This is a genomic window from Xanthomonas arboricola, from assembly GCF_002940665.1.
Classification (GTDB): Bacteria; Pseudomonadota; Gammaproteobacteria; order Xanthomonadales; family Xanthomonadaceae; genus Xanthomonas; species Xanthomonas arboricola_B.
Window position 1 is genome coordinate 638,239 of record NZ_MIGY01000002.1, and the last position, 16,992, is coordinate 655,230.

Here is a 16,992-nt window from a genome sequence, read left to right on the forward strand (position 1 = left end):
ATAACAAGGGAACTGAGTATGACCATTGATGCTGCCCGTTTTCAGAAGCTGCTCGGCGAATTCAAACTGGAGTCGCTGTTCAACGAACTCGGCTGGGAACGCGCCACGCTCAAACCGCAAGCCACTGCGGTCAATGGTGAAGCCTTCACGCTTATGCAAGTCGCGCACAAACGCGGCGTGGCGGTGTTTCGCTGTTCGCCTGACAGCATGGGCAAGATTCCTGCGCGTCCGGTATTACTGAAGATAGAAAAAGAAACCGCCAAGATCGCCCATGAGCACCTTCTGGTCTTTGCGGATGCCGAACAGAGCACGATGACTTGGCTATGGGTCTCGCGCACACCAGGCCAGCCAGCCACCACACGAACGCACACCTGGCACAAAGGACAAAGCGGTGAATCGCTGCGACAGAAGCTTGCACAGATTGTGTGGTCTCTGGAAGAAGAAGAGGCCATCACCCTCACCGACGTCATCACCGGCCTGCGTAACGCCTTCGACCGGGACAAGATTTCGAAGGGCTTCTACGACAAATTCAAGACCCAGCACGAGGTCTTTGCGGAGTTCATCGAAGGCTTGAAGTCGCAAGCCGATCAGGCCTGGTATGCCTCGCTGATGCTAAACCGGCTGATGTTCGTCTATTTCATCCAGAAGAAAGGTTTTTTAGACGGCGACGAGAACTATCTTGGCAGCCGCATGGAGCAGGTGCGGGCCGCCGCAGGCAAGGGTAAGTTCCACAGCTTCTACCGCCAGTTCCTGCGTCGCCTGTTCCACGAAGGGCTGGGTCAGGCTAAGGCTGAACGCAACACCGAACTCGCCAAGCTGATCGGCGACGTGCCCTACCTCAACGGCGGCCTGTTCTCGCTACACGAACTGGAAGAAGCCAACCCCGGTCTGGACGTGCCCGACGAAGCGTTTGAAAATCTTTTCGCCTTCTTCGACGCTTGGGACTGGCATCTGGACGACCATCCACTATCCAGCGGCAAGGAGATCAATCCCGACGTACTTGGCTACATCTTCGAGAAGTACATCAACCAGAAGCAGATGGGGGCGTACTACACCAAGGAAGACATCACCGAGTACATCAGCAAGAACACCGTTATTCCGCACCTGCTGGACCAGGCGCGCGAACGCTGCAAGGTCGCGTTCGACGGTGATACCTCGGTATGGAACCTGCTCAAGACCGAACCCGATCGCTATCTTTACCCGGCCATGAAAACCGGGGTCATCGATGCCAACGGCGATGTCGTGCCTGAAAGCGTATTGCCGGACTTCGTGCATGCCGGGATGAAAGACGCCAAAGCGCGCATGTTCGAGCGCCGCTACAACCTGGGCGAAGCCGCGTTCCACACGTCCACTGGCGAACGCGGCACGCTGCCTACTGAAACTTGGCGCGAATACGCGGAGCGACGCAGTCGCTGCTTGGCCATGCGCGATAAACTAGCGCATGGCGAGATCAAGACTGCCGACGATCTGATCACCCTGAACTTGGACATCCGCCAGTTCATGCAGGACGTGGTGGAAACTAGCAGCAGCCCCGACCTATTGCGTGCCGTGTGGCAGGCCATCGTCGGCCGCGTACCGGAAAAGGCCAACGAGAGGTTCCGCCATGGCATCACCGTGCTCGACCCCACCTGCGGTTCCGGCGCCTTCCTGTTCGCCGCGCTGAACGTGCTGGAGCCACTGTACGAAGCCTGCCTGGATCGGATGGAAAGCTTCGTCGAGGATGCTAAAAAACTCGGCAAGACTGGTGAGGCCGACTTTATGAAGGTGCTTATCGAGGTGGACAAGCATCCCTCGCGCCGCTACTACATCTACAAGAACATCATTCTGCACAACCTTTTCGGCGTGGACATCATGGCCGAAGCGGTGGAAATCTGTAAGTTGCGCCTCTTCCTCAAGCTCGTTTCGCAGGTGGATACCGGGCGCGACCTGGAGCCCCTGCCGGACATCGACTTCAACATTCGCGCAGGCAATACGCTGGTGGGCTATGCCACCGAAGCGCAGTTCGATACGGCCAACAACTTGGCCAGTGACCAGAAACATCGTGAAGAAATCAAGGCCAGCACTGCCGACCTGGCCGATCTGTTCGACCGTTTCCGCGAGCAGCAGACCGTGCACGGTGGCAAGGTAACCTCGGATGACAAGCGCCGCCTGCGCGATAAATTGAATGGTCTAAGCCTGGAGCTGGACAAATACTTGGCCCAAGACTACGGCATTGATCCTGACAAGAAGAAGGCCTTTGCGGAATGGCGCGAAAGCCACCAGCCATTTCACTGGTTCGCCGAGTTCTACGGTGTGATGCGTGAGGGTGGTTTCGATGTGGTGATTGGGAATCCGCCATATATACAGCTTAAAGAAGTCAGTGAGTATCAACTTCGCGGTTATGCATGCACAGACTGCGGAAACGTCTACCCGGTGGTGCTTGAACGGTGCTTGTCTATTTGCGGCCGTGGAGGAAGACAGGGGTATATCGTTCCCGTTTCTTCTATTTCGACCGATGGCTATAGCTCTCTACAAGATCGCTATCGAAACAAGCGGGTTCATGTCAGTTGCTACGACGATCGCCCCTCTAGACTGTTTGATGGTCTTGAACATATCAGACTCGTCATTTTTCTTCTGTCCGATAACCAGCCTTCTTGGTTCTCAACGCGCTATCATAAGTGGAACAGCCAAGAGCGCGAAAGCTTGTTTGAGCGACTTGCCTACGTTTCGGCAAAAGAGGGCATAGTCAAGAATTCAATTCCGAAGCTGATGTCTTCATTGGAGCTGTCAATCCTTTCCAAGCTCGCAACTGTTTCCATGACGGTTGGCGGAAGGACAGTACGAACTGGGCCACACTCTATAAATTTCTCCCGCAAAGTCGGCTACTTCTTGCAAGTGCTCAATTTCCAGCCGCGCGTTGTCGACGGCGACGGCAACCTTCGTCCTCCAAGCGAATTCAAGTCGTTGACATTCTCCGCTCCTGCCCAGAAGCAATCTGCTCTTGCTTTGCTCAATTCAAACCTCTTTTATTGGTTCATGACAATTTTTTCCGATTGCCGGCATCTCAATAAGCGAGAAGTTGATGCCATGCCATTTCCTGACGCTTTACACGCTAATGCTGATTTGGCAACGCGGCTCAATCAACATGCTGACGAGTTGATGACAAATTTGCGGGCGACGGCTGATACCAGGCAGATGAAGTTCCGCCACGACAAGCTTGAGATTGAATGCATCATTCCAAAGCGCAGTAAGCGCTTCATCGACAATATTGATCTTGATGTGGCCAACGCCTTCAATTTCAGTGCAGAAGAAACCGACTTCATCATCAACTACGACATCAAGTACCGTATGGGCAGCGCCGGCGACGAAGAATGAAGCCCGCGCCCGTCACCTTGCCAGCCCACTGCGCCCAGCGCGTCAGCCCTGAAATCGCCATGCGAATCGTCGGCGTGGGTGATACGGCGCTGCTGGCCAAGCCGCTGCTCGGCCTCATCGCTTCCCGCGAATGCCCCGGCCACGTTTTTCTCGAAACGCTGGAACTCGTGCCGCAATGGGTGCAGGCCGGCCGCGCCGTCGTCAGCGGCTTTCACTCCCCGCTGGAGCAACAGGCACTCAAATCCCTTCTGCGCCGCCGGGGCCGCGCGGTCAAGGTGCTTGCGCGTGGCATAACCGACTACCGGCCCACACCTGAAGAATCCGAACCACTGGCGGCGGGCCGTATGCTGGTCATCAGCGCTTGCCCGCCTGTCGTAACGCGCACCACCCGCGCCACTGCGCTTGCGCGCAACCAGCTGGTGCTGGCACTGGCTGCCGAGAGCGTTGTCCCCTTCGTATCGGATGACAGTCCACTAAGGACTTTGATGCGCGAAGTCACGTGAGGCTTCGCTTTCGGGTACGGACGTTAACCGTCCAAGCCTAGTGGATGTTGTTCCATGTCGTCGAGGATAGTCTTCTCGTCTACCGACAGGTCCTCAATCGGCAGCAGGCCTTTCATGGCGGCCTTGATGCGCTTGAGCGTCATTGAATCTTCTGCGTCGGTCATTCGTCGGAGCATTGACCAAGACGCGCCGCGGAAACGACCGCGTCAGCAAGTGATGCTGTATTCGTTGAACTAAGAATTTCTGCTTCGTAGGCAGCCATCTTCGGTGTCCTGATGCCAAATTGTTTCGCGTTGAGAAGGTACGTAATTCCGTCTTCAGCTTTTCGATCCATTCGCACGCTTTTAACTGCGCGCTCTGCAAGTTGGGCAGGTGTTTCGGACTCACAGGTTGCGCCAATTCGCGTGTAATAGACGGCATCGAATCCCGCAAAATTACGTAGTTCTTCGACGAGCACAGTATTCGGACCGGGTGCGAGGGGACGGCTGTATCGTCTTGATTTGTCCGCTGCTCGGGTTTCGCGCCTCCAAATCATGTCCATCGCCAGTCTTGAATCTGCTGATGGGGCCAGTTCTAAGATAACCGCCGCTACGGGAGAGCCCCCTTGATCAACAGGAACGAGCGTAGCGGAGTCCCCGCGCGTCTTGCTGACCCGGGCGAATTCAACGGCAAACGGGGTCATGACGCCGGCAATTCGATCTACGATCAGCGGGCCAAGCTCCTCGCCCGGATCGTCAATTAGAGAGCCAAATGCAAGCACTCCGATTCGATTAGTAGTGTTCACTTACCGGGCCTTGATTGCGCAGTAGACTGCTATGGCGTCGTAGTTCACATCATGCCTGTGGTCGTTCGCCGGCGCTTTGTCGCGAGGCGCTCGCGCACCTGCCCTGCGGTCAAGGTGCGGTCGGGGTTGCTTGGGCAACCGGTATGACCTGCTCGCGCAGCCAGGCTTCCATGGCCCGGTCTCGGGCCAGCAGCGTGCGCAGGCCTTCACGGATGACCTCGCTTTCGCTGGCGTATTCGCCACTGGCGACTTTGGATCTCACTTGATCCGCCATTTCGTTCGGCAATGTGATGCTGAATTGTTGGGTCGATCGCACGGCCGGCGGCCTCCACAGGTTCAGTAGGATTTAATCCTACTCCGAACGGACCGAGCAGAATCCCCTTGAAATGGCAAGGCGCCATCCCCAAGAAGTTGTGGAACGGGTATTGGCCAAGCACCAGATCTAGTGGGGTGGCTGTCGCAGACCATGCGACAGCCGGGGTGCCAGGCTAACCGTCGGGGGCACATGGGGTGCCACTCGATGAGCAAGCTGGTCAGTCCGACTGACCCGGCACTGGAGTGATGGATGGGACAGCAGCACGTGGGGCACAAGGAAATCGCGAGTTTTGCCGAAGATAAGGTCAATTTGCCCAAGGACAAGGCGAACGAGCTGCGCGCACAGGCGCGCCGGCTGCGGGAAAAACTGGAGGGTTACGTCGACGAACACCCCGACTTCACCCTGAAGAAAATGATGCTGTCGGGCAGCTTGGCCAAGGGCACGGCTTTGCGTTCCCTCAATGACATCGACGTCGCGTGTTACATCAGCGGCGCCGACGCTCCGAGCGACGTCGCCGCGCTCCTGAACTATCTGGCCGAGCGACTCCGCAAGGCGTTCCCCAATTTCAAGCCGGAGCAAGTCAAACCGCAGACGTATTCCGTGACCGTGTCATTCCTGGGCACGGGCCTGGACGTCGACGTCGTGCCGATCCTGTACTCGGGGGATCCCCAGTGGTACGGCAACCTGGTTAGCCAGGACGATGGCTCGTTCTTGCGCACGAGCATTCCCCTGCACTTGGATTTTGCCAAGAAGCGCAAGCAGTGCCAGGAAAAACACTTCGCGCAGGTGGTTCGCCTCGTCAAGTATTGGGCGAGGCGCATGAAGGCCGAGAACGATGGCTTTCGCTTCAAGTCGTTCATGATCGAAATGATCTTGGCCAAGCTGTGCGACGAAGGGCGGGACTTCTCCGATTACCCGGAGGCGCTGCAGCACTTCTTCACCTACATCGCCCGCACCAATTTCCGAGAGCAGATCGCCTTTGGCGATTACTACGCTGTTTCGAGCATCGGTTCGTTCAAAGACCCGGTTCGAATCATTGACCCGGTTAATGCGGATAACAACGTGGCTCGGCTGTACACCGTGGCGAATGCCGACGCGATCGTCGATGCCGCGCTGGATGCCGGCGATGCAATTGACGCCGCTCTGGCGGCCCCCACCAAGCAGGAGACCGTCCGTTACTGGCAGAAGGTCTTCGGCTCCGCATTTCAAGGCTGAGGTGAGCCATGTCCTATAGCTACACGGTCTCCGAAACGAAGACTTTCACGATCACGCATGCCCGCCACATGGCGGCGAAGGTGGCCACCGACCTGAAGCGCATGCAGCGGCTCTACGGATCCCCCAGCGACTCGTCCATCGCTGACTACGAGACCGAAATTATTGAGCTGCTCAAGGCTGGCTACCTGGGTACCGTGACCTACGGCTTCAAGCGCGACGACAACTGGATCGTGCCCACGCTGCGTTACACGGCCAAGGAGCTCGCAGGCACATCCGCTAACGACGACGACCCAGGCAAGGTTCCGCCCGGCGCTAACGTGGATGGTGCCTCCTTCTATAACTACCTCACCTATAGCTCTACGTGGGACAAGCTGACGTCAGCAGAGTCCGAGGCATTCAAGAAAACCCTTCCTTTCCAACGGGTCGGCGCACCGGAGCCTGGGATCAATGGTTACCTCGTTGACGACCGCACCTACTCCGCAGGTGGTCGGGCCATGAATCGCGCCAGCGTGAGGAGTTACTGATGGACAGTAAGCCAATGCTCGACGGACTGTTCGACCACCGCATCACCTACCCGGACTTGGACATCCAGGCCCGGCTCGCTCGCCTGGTCGGGCTGGACGAGCAGAAGTCGCGACTGGCAAAGATCCTGGGCCTGCTGGTCAATCCATCCGGTCTCGAGGCATGGGCCAAGGCGCATCACCCTGAAGCTGGCGCGCTTCTCGACACCGTACTGCGACGCCCGCCTCTGGTTGTTCTCGCCGGAGACGTCGGGTCGGGAAAGACCGAGTTGGCCGAGACGATCGGCGACGCGGTAGCCCGCCAAGAGAAGATCGACATCACGCTGCTTCCCTTGAGCCTGTCGACGCGCGGTCAAGGCCGCGTTGGTGAAATGACACAGTTGCTGTCGTCCGCATTCGACCATGCGGTGGCTGAAGCCCAAAAACTGAAGTCGAGCCACGGCAAGTCACGAGGGGCAGTAATCCTGCTCGTCGATGAGGCGGACGCCCTCGCGCAATCGCGCGAATCCGCGCAGATGCACCACGAAGATCGTGCGGGGGTTAATGCCTTCATTCGAGGCATCGATCGGCTCGCGAATGCCAAGTTGCCCGCTGCCGTCATCATGTGCACGAATCGATTGAGCGCCCTCGACCCGGCAGTTCGACGCCGGGCGGCCGACGTGCTCACCTTTGCGAGACCCAACGACGCCCAGCGGCGCCATGTTCTCGAACATCGTCTCGAATCGCTCGGCCTCTCCAAGAAACACCTGGAAGGGTTGGTTGCCACTACCGGGCGTCAGGACGGCCACGACGTGGGTTTTACGTTCTCTGACCTGACGCAGCGGTTGATTCCGACGATCGTGTTGGATGCCTACCCCGATCGCGCCGTCGACGGAGCTCGCGCAATCTTGATTGCGCAGGAAATGACCCCGACTCCCGCATTCCGCGACGAAGGCTGATCGTTCAATGACTCAGGCGAACACCGCTCGACGGGATGGAGACGCCTTCCAAGCACGCCAATTTTGGTTGCGCGCTGCGAGGCTGCTCGATGACCGCTCCCCAGTCCTTCGAGTTGGATTCGAAAGCGGCCCAAAGAGCTACGACGATATTTGGGTGCAATACGACCCCTCCCACGGGCCTTCCGACCAGTACGGCCGACCGCTGCTCCGCGAGCATCTTCAGTGCAAGTGGCACGTGAGCCCGGATAGCTACGGCTACCTGAATCTCGTCGATCCTGACTTCGTCAACGCTAACGCACGATCCTTGCTGCAGCGAGCGCACCGGGCCCAGTTGGACTATGCGCCTGCCGGCGCGGGTGCACGGTTCAAGCTGCTGACCAACTGGCGCTTGGATAGGGCTGACCCTCTTCGCGAAATCATTGGCAATCGGTCGGGCGCCCTACGTGTGGATCGGTTGTATGGGACACAAACCGACAACAGCAAGGTCGGTGCCATTAGAAAGAGCTGGCGAGAACATCTGGGTATCGACCAGGATGCGCTGAAGGTGCTAGTCGACACGTTGGCTTTCGGCGAAGCGACTGACTCGCTGGATGACATCCGCGAACAGCTGGATATTCTTTTCGGCTTTGTGGGTCTACGGCGAGTGCCACTAAATCGGAGCGCGTTCGAATACGACGATCTGGTGTACCAGTGGATGGCGCAGGGGCGCTTGGAATTTGATCGCGTGTCATTCCGTCAAGCGTGCGAGCGCGAAGGACTGCTGGTCGATGCGCGTGCGCGTCCTGTCGTTTTTGGCGTGAAGTCGTTTGAACATGCGCTCGATCGCCTCGAGGACCGGTGCGTAAGAGTTTTGGATTTTGTTCCCGATTTCGACGAACGCTACCTTCGCACCGAGACGGATTGGGCGGACAAACTTTATCCGTCGCTGAAGTCGTTCTTACTTGAAGCGGCCAAGCACAGCGAACGCCCGCGCCTGGCTCTGGATACGCACGTCACGTTGGCTTTTGCTGCTGGCTCCGTCCTCAATCATAAGCTGGGGCGCGTCGTCGAACTCGAGCAGCGATCTCCAGTTCGACAAGTTTGGGCAGAGGACGATTTCCCTCGTGACTCGACGTGGCCGGCGCTCGAATGCAGCGTGATTGAAATCGCCGATGACCGTCCAGAACTGGCAGTTGCCGCTTCGATGACTCATGACATTACTGCAGATGTTCGCGCCCACATTGACCGCGAACTTCCGCAAGTCGGCCGCGTCCTGCTACTGCGTCCCGTCGGCGGGCCCGGCCGCACAACTATCAGCTGCGGGCGTCACGCATCCGATCTGGCCGCGTCATTGGCTGCGCTTGTGAAGCAGTACCGAGTTTCTGCGGTGGACACGATGATGCATTTGTTTGTCGCCGGGCCAAACGCCTTCGCGTTCTTCGTTGGCCAACAGCAGGTCACGATGGGTCGCACGTGCCTGTACGAGTTCGACTTTGATCGAGGCAAGGATGGCTCTTACTCCCTGTCGCTCACGCTTCCGATCGCAGCGCAATGACGGCGCTGGCACGGTCTGCATGCGCTGGTGGCGTCTTCCCACGAACCTATTCGTCATCCCTTGAAAAATGGGCATCGTCTTTCGACCCGCAGCAGGCGCATCGGATTGTCACTTCATCCATGACCTGATCATGAGCGAGGTGCCAAACGGGCATTTCGATGCGCAGCTGCTCAGTCCAGGCGCAAGCGCGGGTTTGATGCTGAACATCCAAAAGATGGTGGTAGAGCAGAGGCGCTTTGAGCCGCAGAAACGAGAGGTTCCCGCGCACATCACAATGGTTGACATCTACGGGGAAACCGCGGGCTTCGGGATAACAACGGTCCTCCAGATCGAGGAGGTCAGGTTCAACGAACTATGGTTGGCGGGAGTCGCAGCTAGGCATCGTCGCCGTGGCGCCATGACTTCCCTAGTCGGCTTCTATTGCGCCCAACTGGACCTGCAGGGCATCCGGATGGCCGCTCGACTACTGCCTGCATCGCAGGGAATGAGGGTGGTGCTTGCTAGTCATGGCTTTGAGGTGCTGGAAACTCTATCAAGTGGCCATGCATTTCTCGTCAGAAATGCGAAAGCAGATCAGCGAACGTAGATCGCTAGCGCGCTAAATCCTGATAGTCGTTCGCCACTGAGGGGTCCACCTCGACTCGGGCACCGTCGTCGGAGAGGGTAATCAGGCCCTTGTCGTAAAGTGCGTGCACGTCGCGACGAAGCAGCCAACCGTCGTGGGCGCCGTTGTGACCATCTTGCCAGCGCCGGCCGCGGCGGTGGGCGGCTTCGAGCGCTGGCATGGCCGCGCAGCCGGTCACGACGCACCGCCCGCCGCAGGCCACGAAGACGCGGTTGCGAAATGCGCGTTGCTCGGGACGGATGGCCACTTGGGCAAACTGCCGGGCTCGCTCACGCAGGGCGGTTGCCTCGGGGACCTGTGCCGCGGGCATCTCGCCCCAATATGCATAGCAGGCCGCGCGTTCGGCGATGTCGTCGACGCCGAATTCTTTCTCAAAACCGGGCGAGGTTCGGCCCGTGTCATTGACAATCAGCGAGGTTAGGATCGGCTCACCCGCGTCGCGGCACTGGTTGCCAAGTCGGTCCATCGCGTGGCGCAGCTCGAAAGTGCGCAAGCCGTCCGGCGCCCGCGCCTGCGCGTAGGTGCAAGTGACGCCCTGCTGCGCCAGGGCGATCAGGCGTTCGCGCATCCGCGGGATTGCGGCGAGGTAACGCGCGGGTGCCTTCACGGGTACGGGCGCAGTAGGGACTAGCGGCGCAAGCGGAAAGTCCCCCTGCCCCGTTTTCAACCGATGCCGACCAGCGTGCCGGTGCAAACGCTCCACTGGCACCGCTTCGCCGAGTTGGGCCCATACGTCGCCTTCCACCTCTGCTAGGCAGACGATGCTACGCACAGTCGCTGCGTCGTAGTGGTGGATAGCGCGGGTGTGCGCCGCTGGGTCGACGGCTTGGGCGATCACCGCGTAGCCGGCCAAGCCGCCGGACCACAGCAGCCTTAGGTGGTCGATTCGCTCGCGGCGGCCCACCGAGTCGACTCGGGGCGGGCTATCACGCAACCGCAGCACCCTAACCCAACCGAACCGCTCCTCGTCCGCCCACGCCACTAGCAGGACCCCCTCGGACGTCATCGCGCCCCAGGAGTTGCGCACGTTGCGCAGCGGAAAGCCGAGTTTCCGGAGGAACTCGCTGATCGGCGGCGTGGATTGGCGCCCGGTCATTACTTCACAAGTTGAAGCACAGGCTTGGCTCGTGGCTCTTCAACAACAGCCAGGCAAGCAGGCAATATTTCTGAAAGCAGCTCCGTTTTCACGTCCAAATGATTGGCGACCGCGTCACGGCCAAGTTTGTGATGAACACGCAGAACCTCCAGAGCCTTCGTGACGATTTCCGCCTCTTCCTTCTGGCAAAAAGCATCTTCCGCTTCCTGGATTGCCTCTCCGCGATTCTTCAGCGTAATGACAGCGCTGCGGTATTCGTCCTCATCCAGCAAGTCGAGCGACTTTGCCCGATACAGAATCGCCGCCTTGCTGACCTGAAACTCCAACTTCAGGGCACGAATGCCCGCCCAGTCAATGCGACTGCCTCGCCTAGGAAAGACCTTCATAAACGTCGATCGGGGCAGCAGAAACGCTGAGGCGAAACGGTTCGCCTCTGACTCTGTTTTCCGATCGCCTGTTACATGCCCTTCGTGCAAGACCAAGTGGCCCAGCTCGTGGGCGATATCAAAGCGCATACGGAACGGGCTGGCTTTGGCATCGTTACGCACGATGACCGGCCGGCGCGACGTAATCGACAACGCATCGATCTCGGTCGACGCATCTTTGAAAAATGCCACAACCGCCCCTGCACGTTCCACTACACGCACCATGTGCGAAATCGGGCCCGTGCCGAGGCTCCAATGCCGACGGACGCGCTCAGCGGCGAGCTCTATTTCCTCCGCCGATTGCGCACCCGACTCATCAGGGAAGTCGACGTCAGGTAGCTTCACCTTCGTGTCGATGAACTCAACCACCTGGTCAAAAATAGTCCCCATCGCCAATACCCGCTGCCGGGTACTGGTCTTAGTCGTTGCCAGCTTACGAAAATGCGCCTGGTCCTCGGACAACAAGATGCCGGCAGACTTGTAGAAGAATGCCGGCTTGACCTGCAGAGAATCCGCCAATGATTGAACTATCGGATCGTCTGATCGAGGCTTTGCCTTTCCGGTTTCAAGCTGTGAAACGTATTGGCGGGTTTTTTCAATATCGACCGCGACGTCGTTGAGCGTCTTCCCCCAAAAATGACGCGCAAGTCGAAGCTGTCCGCCGTTAAAGCTCTCGGTCACCAACTGCGTCGGCGTTTGCGTTGGTTTCATGGGAGTCCCCGGATGTTGCTGCTTCGTCGTAAATGGGAGTCAGGTCGAGTGGCGCGAGTTCGGCCGCTGCCGGGATGTGATCGTCCACCGCATAGAGCGAGCGGACCGATTCGCTGTATTGCCACTGCGCGACCACCTCAGTCATTCGGTTGTAACCGACAAAGAAGACCTGGTGCTCGTCGTCCTCGGTTAGCGCACGCTCGACAATGAATCGCCACAGATCGACCGACTTGCCGCCGGACTCGGGCAAGAGTTCAAGCTGGATTGCCTCACTCTCGGTGGGGTTCAGCACTCGGAGCTTGCGAGGATTGAGGTGGTCATCCAGAAAAAAACGAACAGGATGGGGGCCGATGCCGATCAAGAGATCGTTGCCTCCGTGCTTCAAGCTCAACCAAGGATATCGCCGCGTAGCGATCAACTGCTTGAGCGCATTCCGGATACGACCCCATGGGAGCGTGCCGCGCGTATATGCGCAATCGTGTTCGGTATTCGTATCGAGCAGCGCCTTGTGCAGGACATCCAGCATCACCTGCGCAATAATGCTCAGGCGACCAGGGGCCAACTCGTCGGAGATGTCTGAGGGACTTGCCAGTTTGTCCACTTGCCCGTTCCCAATTTATGATTTGTAAAGCGAATAATTGTTCCGATCCGCCCGCTTGTCAACCCTTGGTTCGCCGGATGCCCATCGGCAGCCGAAGAGATTGGGGTCGGGCGGTAGCAAAAGTGCGCAACAGGCCGGCGGGTAACTGCGGCTAGAGCAAGCGGAAGCTGTTGCGCCGATGCCGGCTAGCGATGACAACAGACTCGGGGGCGACAGCCAAGCAACACGTTCCAAGGCCAAATTTTGTCGCCGGCCTTACTTGCGCTGACTATTGGCGCGCAACACTTGGTAACTAGTACCAAGATTGCGAAATTGCGTACCGGGCGATGCGGGCACGACTCCATTGGATTCCGTGTCCTTTTTGCTCGGATCGCGCCCCTCATTGATTTGTAAGGACTTTTCCTCTCCCGCGGGACGCGACCCTAAATAAGGCGTGGGTGCTCTCCGCAGAGGATGCCTGGACTGACTCCGTCAAACATGTTGCTGCCAGGCTGCTTCGAGTGTTCTGCGCTTAACGCAGTTCTGGACGATCTGGTCACCACACTAGAGAAAAACGGCATCCAGCCCTTTGGCTCGCAAATTTCAGATCAAAGTCTGCACATTCAGTTCAGAAGCTACGAAGCTTTCCGTGAGCATGTTCGATCCTTGAGCGATCTCAGCAGCATGTCATCAATGAGCTAGAGCAGATCAGGTCGTGCCTGCTCTTGGCCGGCCTCATGCCGATGCAGTTTGCATCCACACCGGCGCTGGAAGGCACATTTGTCGGCGATTCGCATCAGTTTGGGGTGCAGTTCGGCCAGTGCCGGTGTCCAGGTACTGATCGAACTCCCACAGCTGATCCGCCCCGCGGCGTCGATATCCGGCGTCTCCCGAGTCGGTCCAACTAGTGAGGAATGGTCTGGCCTCAAGAGTGTTCCCCCAGGCTAGCTAGTCCGACTCAGGAGTCGGACCTTCTGCGACTCTCAAGGTCCGCAAAAGGTTGGAAGCGGCCCTTCCCTACCCTCGATAAATCCTCCTGATCCCTACCCTGCAACTGTCCGCTTCCGGTCAGAAGCAACATTCCCCTACACCGGCCGAAGCATGCGCAGTCGTGATCAGTCGGCCCAATAGAGCCGCATCGGGTTGTCGACCAGCAGCTTGCGCTGCAGTTCGGCGGTCAGAGCGATCTTGGGGATGAAATCCACCAACTTGCCGTCGTCTGGCGCGTGCGTGGTCATGTTGGGATGCGGCCAATCGGTGCCCCACAGCACGCGGTCGGGAAAGCGCTCGACCAGATGCTTGCCGTAAGGCACTACGTCGTCATAGCCATCAGGCCCGATCTTCGAGAGCCGCTCGGGGCAGCTGACCTTGCTCCAGACGTTATCATGCTCCATGAGGCGCACGAATCGCTGGAAATCCTCGCCTTCGACCGGCTTAGTGACATCCGGTCGGCCCATATGGTCGACTATCAAGGTGGTCGGCAGCGATGTGAAAAAGTCCCAACGTTCGGCCAGGTCCGCGGCCTCGAAATAGATCACCACGTGCCAGCCCAGTGGCGCGATGCGCTCGATGATCGCCTGGTAGTAGGCATCCGGTTGGGGATCCACCAGGCGGCGAACGAAGTTGAAACGCACGCCACGCACGCCGGCATCGTGCAGTTCGCGCAGCTCGGCATCGCTCACCGTATCGCGCACCGTGGCGATGCCACGCGCGCAGCCCGCACTTGCCCGCAGCGCGTCGACCAGCGCACGATTGTCAGCGCCATGGCAGGTCGCCTGCACGATCACGTTGCGCTCGAAGCCGAGGAAATCGCGCAGCGCGAACAGCTTTTCCTTGCCGGCATCGCAGGGCGTGTACTTGCGCTCTGGCGCGTACGGAAACACATCGCCCGGACCGAATACGTGGCAATGCGCATCCACCGCGCCAGACGGCGGCACGAAGAGTGGCTTGCTCGGATTCGGATGGAAGTCGATCCAGTTCGCATCTTTATGGAAAATGCTCATCCTAGGCCCCTTGCCTTCAGCTGCGCATCCAGGCGCGGATAGACGCGGCGCGCATTGCCGGAGAACACCTTCTGCTTGTCCGCATCGGAAATGGACAGCGCGTCGATGTAGCGCTTGGTGTCGTCAAAATACTGCCCGGTCTGCGGGTCGATCCCGCGCACCGCGCCGACCATCTCCGATCCGAACAAGATGTTGTCCACGTCGATCACCTCGAACAGCAGGTCGATGCCCGGCTGATGGTAGACGCATGTATCGAAGAACACGTTCTTCATCACGTGCTCGGCCAGCGGCGGCTTGCCCAGCATGTCGGCCAACCCGCGGAATCTGCCCCAGTGATACGGCACCGCGCCGCCCCCGTGCGGGATGATGAATCGCAACTGCGGGAAATTCTTGAACAGATCGCCCTGCAGGAACTGCATGAACGCGGTGGTGTCGGCATTGAGGTAGTGCGCGCCGGTAGCGTGGAAGTTGTGATTGCAGCTGCCCGAGACATGCACCATCGCCGGCACGTCCAGTTCGACCATCTTCTCGAAGAACGGATACCAAGCCTTATCGGTCAGCGGCACGCCGGTCCAGTGGCCGCCGGATGGATCGGGGTTGAGGTTGCAGCCGACGAAGCCGAGTTCGTTGACGCTGCGCTCCAACTCGGCGATCGAATGGTCGATCGGCACGCCCGGCGACTGCGGCAGCTGGCACACACCGATGAAGGTCTCCGGATACAGACCGACCACCCGTGCGACCAGGTCGTTGCAGTGGCGCGTCCATGCCTGGCTCACCGCTTCGTCGCCGACGTGATGCGCCATCGTGCTGGCGCGCGGCGAGAAGATCGTCATATCCGCGCCGCGTTCGCGCAGCAGCCGCAACTGGTTCTGCTCGACGCTCTCACGCAGCTCGTCGTCGGAGATGTCCGGGTACTTCGCCGCAGGCAGCGAAGGATTCTTGAAGTGCGCCACTTGCGCCTTGCGGAAAGCGTCGTGGCCGGCGGGCGCGGTGGTGTAGTGGCCGTGGCAGTCAATGATCATGGGGGAACCTCGAGACAGAAACGAAAGAACGGTGCTACCAGCCCATCAGATGGGCGACCTGCACGTCCACGCGCAGCCCAACGATCAATGCGTCAGGAATGTCGGTGATGCGGGTGGGTGCATAGATGGGGTCGGGGTTGATCACATACTGGATATTCGGCAGGACGCGAAGACCCGGGCGAACCTGCCAGCCATAGTTGATCTCGCCGACGATTTCGTCGGCCGACGGCGCCCCGGTGCCGCCGGCCTTGGCCCGGCGGTCGCGCAAATAGGCGATCTGCTCGTCGTCGAAATGCGTGTTGGAGATGAAAGCGGAAAACGTATCGCGATCGCGGCCTTCGAACGTGCCGGTCTTCACGAACCCCGTCGCTGCGTGCCATTTGATCGATGCAACATTGCCAGTGTTGACGAAGTAGCGCCCGAACACCGTCAGGTTGCGCGTGCCCTGCCCGCGCTGCACTGTCTGGTCGCCCATCACGTACCAACCCATGCGCGCGCCGTCCAGCGCGACAGTAGGCTTGCCGGTCAGCGCCGCGGAGTTGCCATCGGCATCGAAGTAGGGGCTGCGGCCACCGTCGTCATTGCGGTAGAAGCCCAGCTTGTAGCGGCGCGCATAGCGGTCCTTGGCCAGGCTGGTTTCATAGCCCACCTCGCCCGACACCACGGTACCGGTCCCCTCGTTCCACGAGAAATCCAGGCCATGCTTGTCAGCCAAGTTGAGTGTGTTGTTGTAATCGAAGGCGCCGGCCTGCATGTACCAGCGGTCATCCACGTCCCATCGCACCAGGCCGGCCCATGAGGAATTCGGGAACGCGGTGATGCCGATATCCGCGATGGGCCCGTAGGTGGTCAGGCACATTACGTTGCTCATGAACACGCAGTTGAGCGGCGAATTGTTGAAGTAGCTGTTCACCGGCGCGCGGCCGGCCGTCAGGGTCAGGCCGTTGTCGAATTTCTTGCTCAAGGTCAGCCGGGTCAGGCGCGCCCCACCCACCGGGCGCCAGGTCTGCTGTGGGCTGATCGAGTTGCCGATCTTTTCCCGCGCGAGGTTGTCGCCGTTGAAGTATGCGGCCTGGGTATCCAGCTCGGTACCCTTCCAGCCCCAGAGCTTGTCCAGATCGAAGCGTCCCTGCGTCATGACCCAGTAGGACGCTTCGGCGCCATGCGCGATGCCACCCACCGGGTTGCCTGCCACGTTGCCGACGAAGTCCAGTGACAGTTGCACGCCATCGGGCAGTGTGCGTTGTGTGGATGGCGTGGTACTGCCGGTCGGCGACTGCGCCAGTGCGGGTGCTGCGAGGGCCGCGCCGAGCGCGATAACGCAAAGATGGTGATGGAAAGTGGACATGATCCCTCCGAGCCGGC

Annotated in this window: 16 protein-coding genes; 7 read left to right on the top strand and 9 right to left on the bottom strand. The window is 59.3% G+C overall.

Features of this window, described 5'->3' with window-relative positions; all coding sequences use genetic code 11:
• Positions 1-18: 18 nt before the first annotated feature.
• On the top strand, positions 19-3,354 hold the full coding sequence (locus tag XarjCFBP7645_RS09880) for an Eco57I restriction-modification methylase domain-containing protein (RefSeq protein ID WP_104537347.1): 3,336 nt from the start codon (positions 19-21) through the stop codon (positions 3,352-3,354).
• Entirely contained in the window at positions 3,351-3,857 is a 507-nt protein-coding gene (locus tag XarjCFBP7645_RS09885) for a DNA-processing protein DprA (protein ID WP_104537348.1), read from the top strand. Before XarjCFBP7645_RS09880 ends, XarjCFBP7645_RS09885 begins: the two co-directional genes overlap by 4 nt.
• Positions 3,858-3,880: 23 nt before the next feature.
• Here XarjCFBP7645_RS09885 and XarjCFBP7645_RS21690 read toward each other — a convergent pair whose 3' ends face one another.
• The 3 genes from XarjCFBP7645_RS21690 to XarjCFBP7645_RS09890 all read right to left on the bottom strand — a co-directional run bounded on the left by XarjCFBP7645_RS21690 (position 3,881) and on the right by XarjCFBP7645_RS09890 (position 4,957).
• Complete coding sequence (locus XarjCFBP7645_RS21690; protein ID WP_181126276.1) at positions 3,881-4,021, bottom strand: hypothetical protein; 141 nt, start codon at positions 4,019-4,021, stop codon at positions 3,881-3,883.
• Complete coding sequence (locus XarjCFBP7645_RS21375) at positions 4,018-4,641, bottom strand: hypothetical protein (RefSeq protein WP_146096313.1); 624 nt, start codon at positions 4,639-4,641, stop codon at positions 4,018-4,020. Before XarjCFBP7645_RS21375 ends, XarjCFBP7645_RS21690 begins: the two co-directional genes overlap by 4 nt.
• Positions 4,642-4,750: 109 nt before the next feature.
• Positions 4,751-4,957, bottom strand: coding sequence for a type II toxin-antitoxin system ParD family antitoxin (locus XarjCFBP7645_RS09890; RefSeq protein ID WP_104537349.1), 207 nt, complete (start codon positions 4,955-4,957; stop codon positions 4,751-4,753).
• Between the two features lie 249 nt (positions 4,958-5,206).
• On the opposite strand from XarjCFBP7645_RS09890, the gene XarjCFBP7645_RS09895 reads away from it, so the two are divergent.
• The 5 genes from XarjCFBP7645_RS09895 to XarjCFBP7645_RS09915 all read left to right on the top strand — a co-directional run bounded on the left by XarjCFBP7645_RS09895 (position 5,207) and on the right by XarjCFBP7645_RS09915 (position 9,751).
• Positions 5,207-6,172 (top strand): CBASS oligonucleotide cyclase, encoded by a 966-nt coding sequence (locus XarjCFBP7645_RS09895; protein WP_104537350.1) that lies wholly within the window; start codon positions 5,207-5,209, stop codon positions 6,170-6,172.
• A gap of 8 nt (positions 6,173-6,180) precedes the next feature.
• Positions 6,181-6,696, top strand: a complete 516-nt coding sequence (locus XarjCFBP7645_RS09900; RefSeq protein WP_104537351.1) for a hypothetical protein — start codon at positions 6,181-6,183, stop codon at positions 6,694-6,696.
• Positions 6,696-7,631 carry an AAA family ATPase gene (locus XarjCFBP7645_RS09905; RefSeq protein WP_104537352.1) on the top strand — a complete coding sequence of 312 codons (936 nt, stop codon included), beginning with the start codon at positions 6,696-6,698 and terminating at the stop codon, positions 7,629-7,631. Before XarjCFBP7645_RS09900 ends, XarjCFBP7645_RS09905 begins: the two co-directional genes overlap by 1 nt.
• Positions 7,632-7,785: 154 nt before the next feature.
• Entirely contained in the window at positions 7,786-9,165 is a 1,380-nt protein-coding gene (locus XarjCFBP7645_RS09910; RefSeq protein ID WP_219842093.1) for an SAVED domain-containing protein, read from the top strand.
• A gap of 67 nt (positions 9,166-9,232) precedes the next feature.
• Entirely contained in the window at positions 9,233-9,751 is a 519-nt protein-coding gene (locus XarjCFBP7645_RS09915; protein ID WP_104537354.1) for a hypothetical protein, read from the top strand.
• A gap of 4 nt (positions 9,752-9,755) precedes the next feature.
• On the opposite strand, the gene XarjCFBP7645_RS09920 is transcribed toward XarjCFBP7645_RS09915, so the two are convergent.
• The 6 genes from XarjCFBP7645_RS09920 to XarjCFBP7645_RS09945 form a co-directional block, all read right to left on the bottom strand.
• Positions 9,756-10,886, bottom strand: a complete 1,131-nt coding sequence (locus XarjCFBP7645_RS09920; RefSeq protein ID WP_104537355.1) for an HNH endonuclease signature motif containing protein — start codon at positions 10,884-10,886, stop codon at positions 9,756-9,758.
• Complete coding sequence (locus XarjCFBP7645_RS09925; protein ID WP_258079537.1) at positions 10,886-12,022, bottom strand: XRE family transcriptional regulator; 1,137 nt, start codon at positions 12,020-12,022, stop codon at positions 10,886-10,888. The genes XarjCFBP7645_RS09920 and XarjCFBP7645_RS09925 overlap by 1 nt, the downstream gene beginning before the upstream one ends.
• Positions 11,976-12,623: a hypothetical protein gene (locus tag XarjCFBP7645_RS09930; RefSeq protein ID WP_104537356.1), complete on the bottom strand. Its 648-nt coding sequence runs from the start codon at positions 12,621-12,623 to the stop codon at positions 11,976-11,978. The genes XarjCFBP7645_RS09925 and XarjCFBP7645_RS09930 overlap by 47 nt, the downstream gene beginning before the upstream one ends.
• Before the next feature lie 1,094 nt (positions 12,624-13,717).
• Positions 13,718-14,605: an amidohydrolase family protein gene (locus XarjCFBP7645_RS09935; RefSeq protein ID WP_104537357.1), complete on the bottom strand. Its 888-nt coding sequence runs from the start codon at positions 14,603-14,605 to the stop codon at positions 13,718-13,720.
• A complete protein-coding gene (locus XarjCFBP7645_RS09940) occupies positions 14,602-15,627 on the bottom strand; it encodes an amidohydrolase family protein (RefSeq protein WP_104537358.1) in 1,026 nt (341 codons plus the stop codon). The genes XarjCFBP7645_RS09935 and XarjCFBP7645_RS09940 overlap by 4 nt, the downstream gene beginning before the upstream one ends.
• A gap of 34 nt (positions 15,628-15,661) precedes the next feature.
• Positions 15,662-16,975 carry a carbohydrate porin gene (locus XarjCFBP7645_RS09945; RefSeq protein ID WP_104537359.1) on the bottom strand — a complete coding sequence of 438 codons (1,314 nt, stop codon included), beginning with the start codon at positions 16,973-16,975 and terminating at the stop codon, positions 15,662-15,664.
• Positions 16,976-16,992: the final 17 nt, after the last annotated feature.

Excerpts from the sequence above, each read along its gene's own strand:
- XarjCFBP7645_RS09880 (WP_104537347.1), top strand. The coding sequence starts at position 19 with ATGACCATTGATGCTGCCCGTTTTCAGAAGCTGCTCGGCGAATTCAAA.
- XarjCFBP7645_RS09885 (WP_104537348.1), top strand. The coding sequence starts at position 3,351 with ATGAAGCCCGCGCCCGTCACCTTGCCAGCCCACTGCGCCCAGCGCGTC.
- XarjCFBP7645_RS21690 (WP_181126276.1), bottom strand. The coding sequence starts at position 4,021 with ATGACCGACGCAGAAGATTCAATGACGCTCAAGCGCATCAAGGCCGCC.
- XarjCFBP7645_RS09895 (WP_104537350.1), top strand. The coding sequence starts at position 5,207 with ATGGGACAGCAGCACGTGGGGCACAAGGAAATCGCGAGTTTTGCCGAA.
- XarjCFBP7645_RS09900 (WP_104537351.1), top strand. The coding sequence starts at position 6,181 with ATGTCCTATAGCTACACGGTCTCCGAAACGAAGACTTTCACGATCACG.
- XarjCFBP7645_RS09905 (WP_104537352.1), top strand. The coding sequence starts at position 6,696 with ATGGACAGTAAGCCAATGCTCGACGGACTGTTCGACCACCGCATCACC.
- XarjCFBP7645_RS09915 (WP_104537354.1), top strand. The coding sequence starts at position 9,233 with ATGGGCATCGTCTTTCGACCCGCAGCAGGCGCATCGGATTGTCACTTC.
- XarjCFBP7645_RS09920 (WP_104537355.1), bottom strand. The coding sequence starts at position 10,886 with ATGACCGGGCGCCAATCCACGCCGCCGATCAGCGAGTTCCTCCGGAAA.
- XarjCFBP7645_RS09925 (WP_258079537.1), bottom strand. The coding sequence starts at position 12,022 with ATGAAACCAACGCAAACGCCGACGCAGTTGGTGACCGAGAGCTTTAAC.
- XarjCFBP7645_RS09935 (WP_104537357.1), bottom strand. The coding sequence starts at position 14,605 with ATGAGCATTTTCCATAAAGATGCGAACTGGATCGACTTCCATCCGAAT.
- XarjCFBP7645_RS09940 (WP_104537358.1), bottom strand. The coding sequence starts at position 15,627 with ATGATCATTGACTGCCACGGCCACTACACCACCGCGCCCGCCGGCCAC.
- XarjCFBP7645_RS09945 (WP_104537359.1), bottom strand. The coding sequence starts at position 16,975 with ATGTCCACTTTCCATCACCATCTTTGCGTTATCGCGCTCGGCGCGGCC.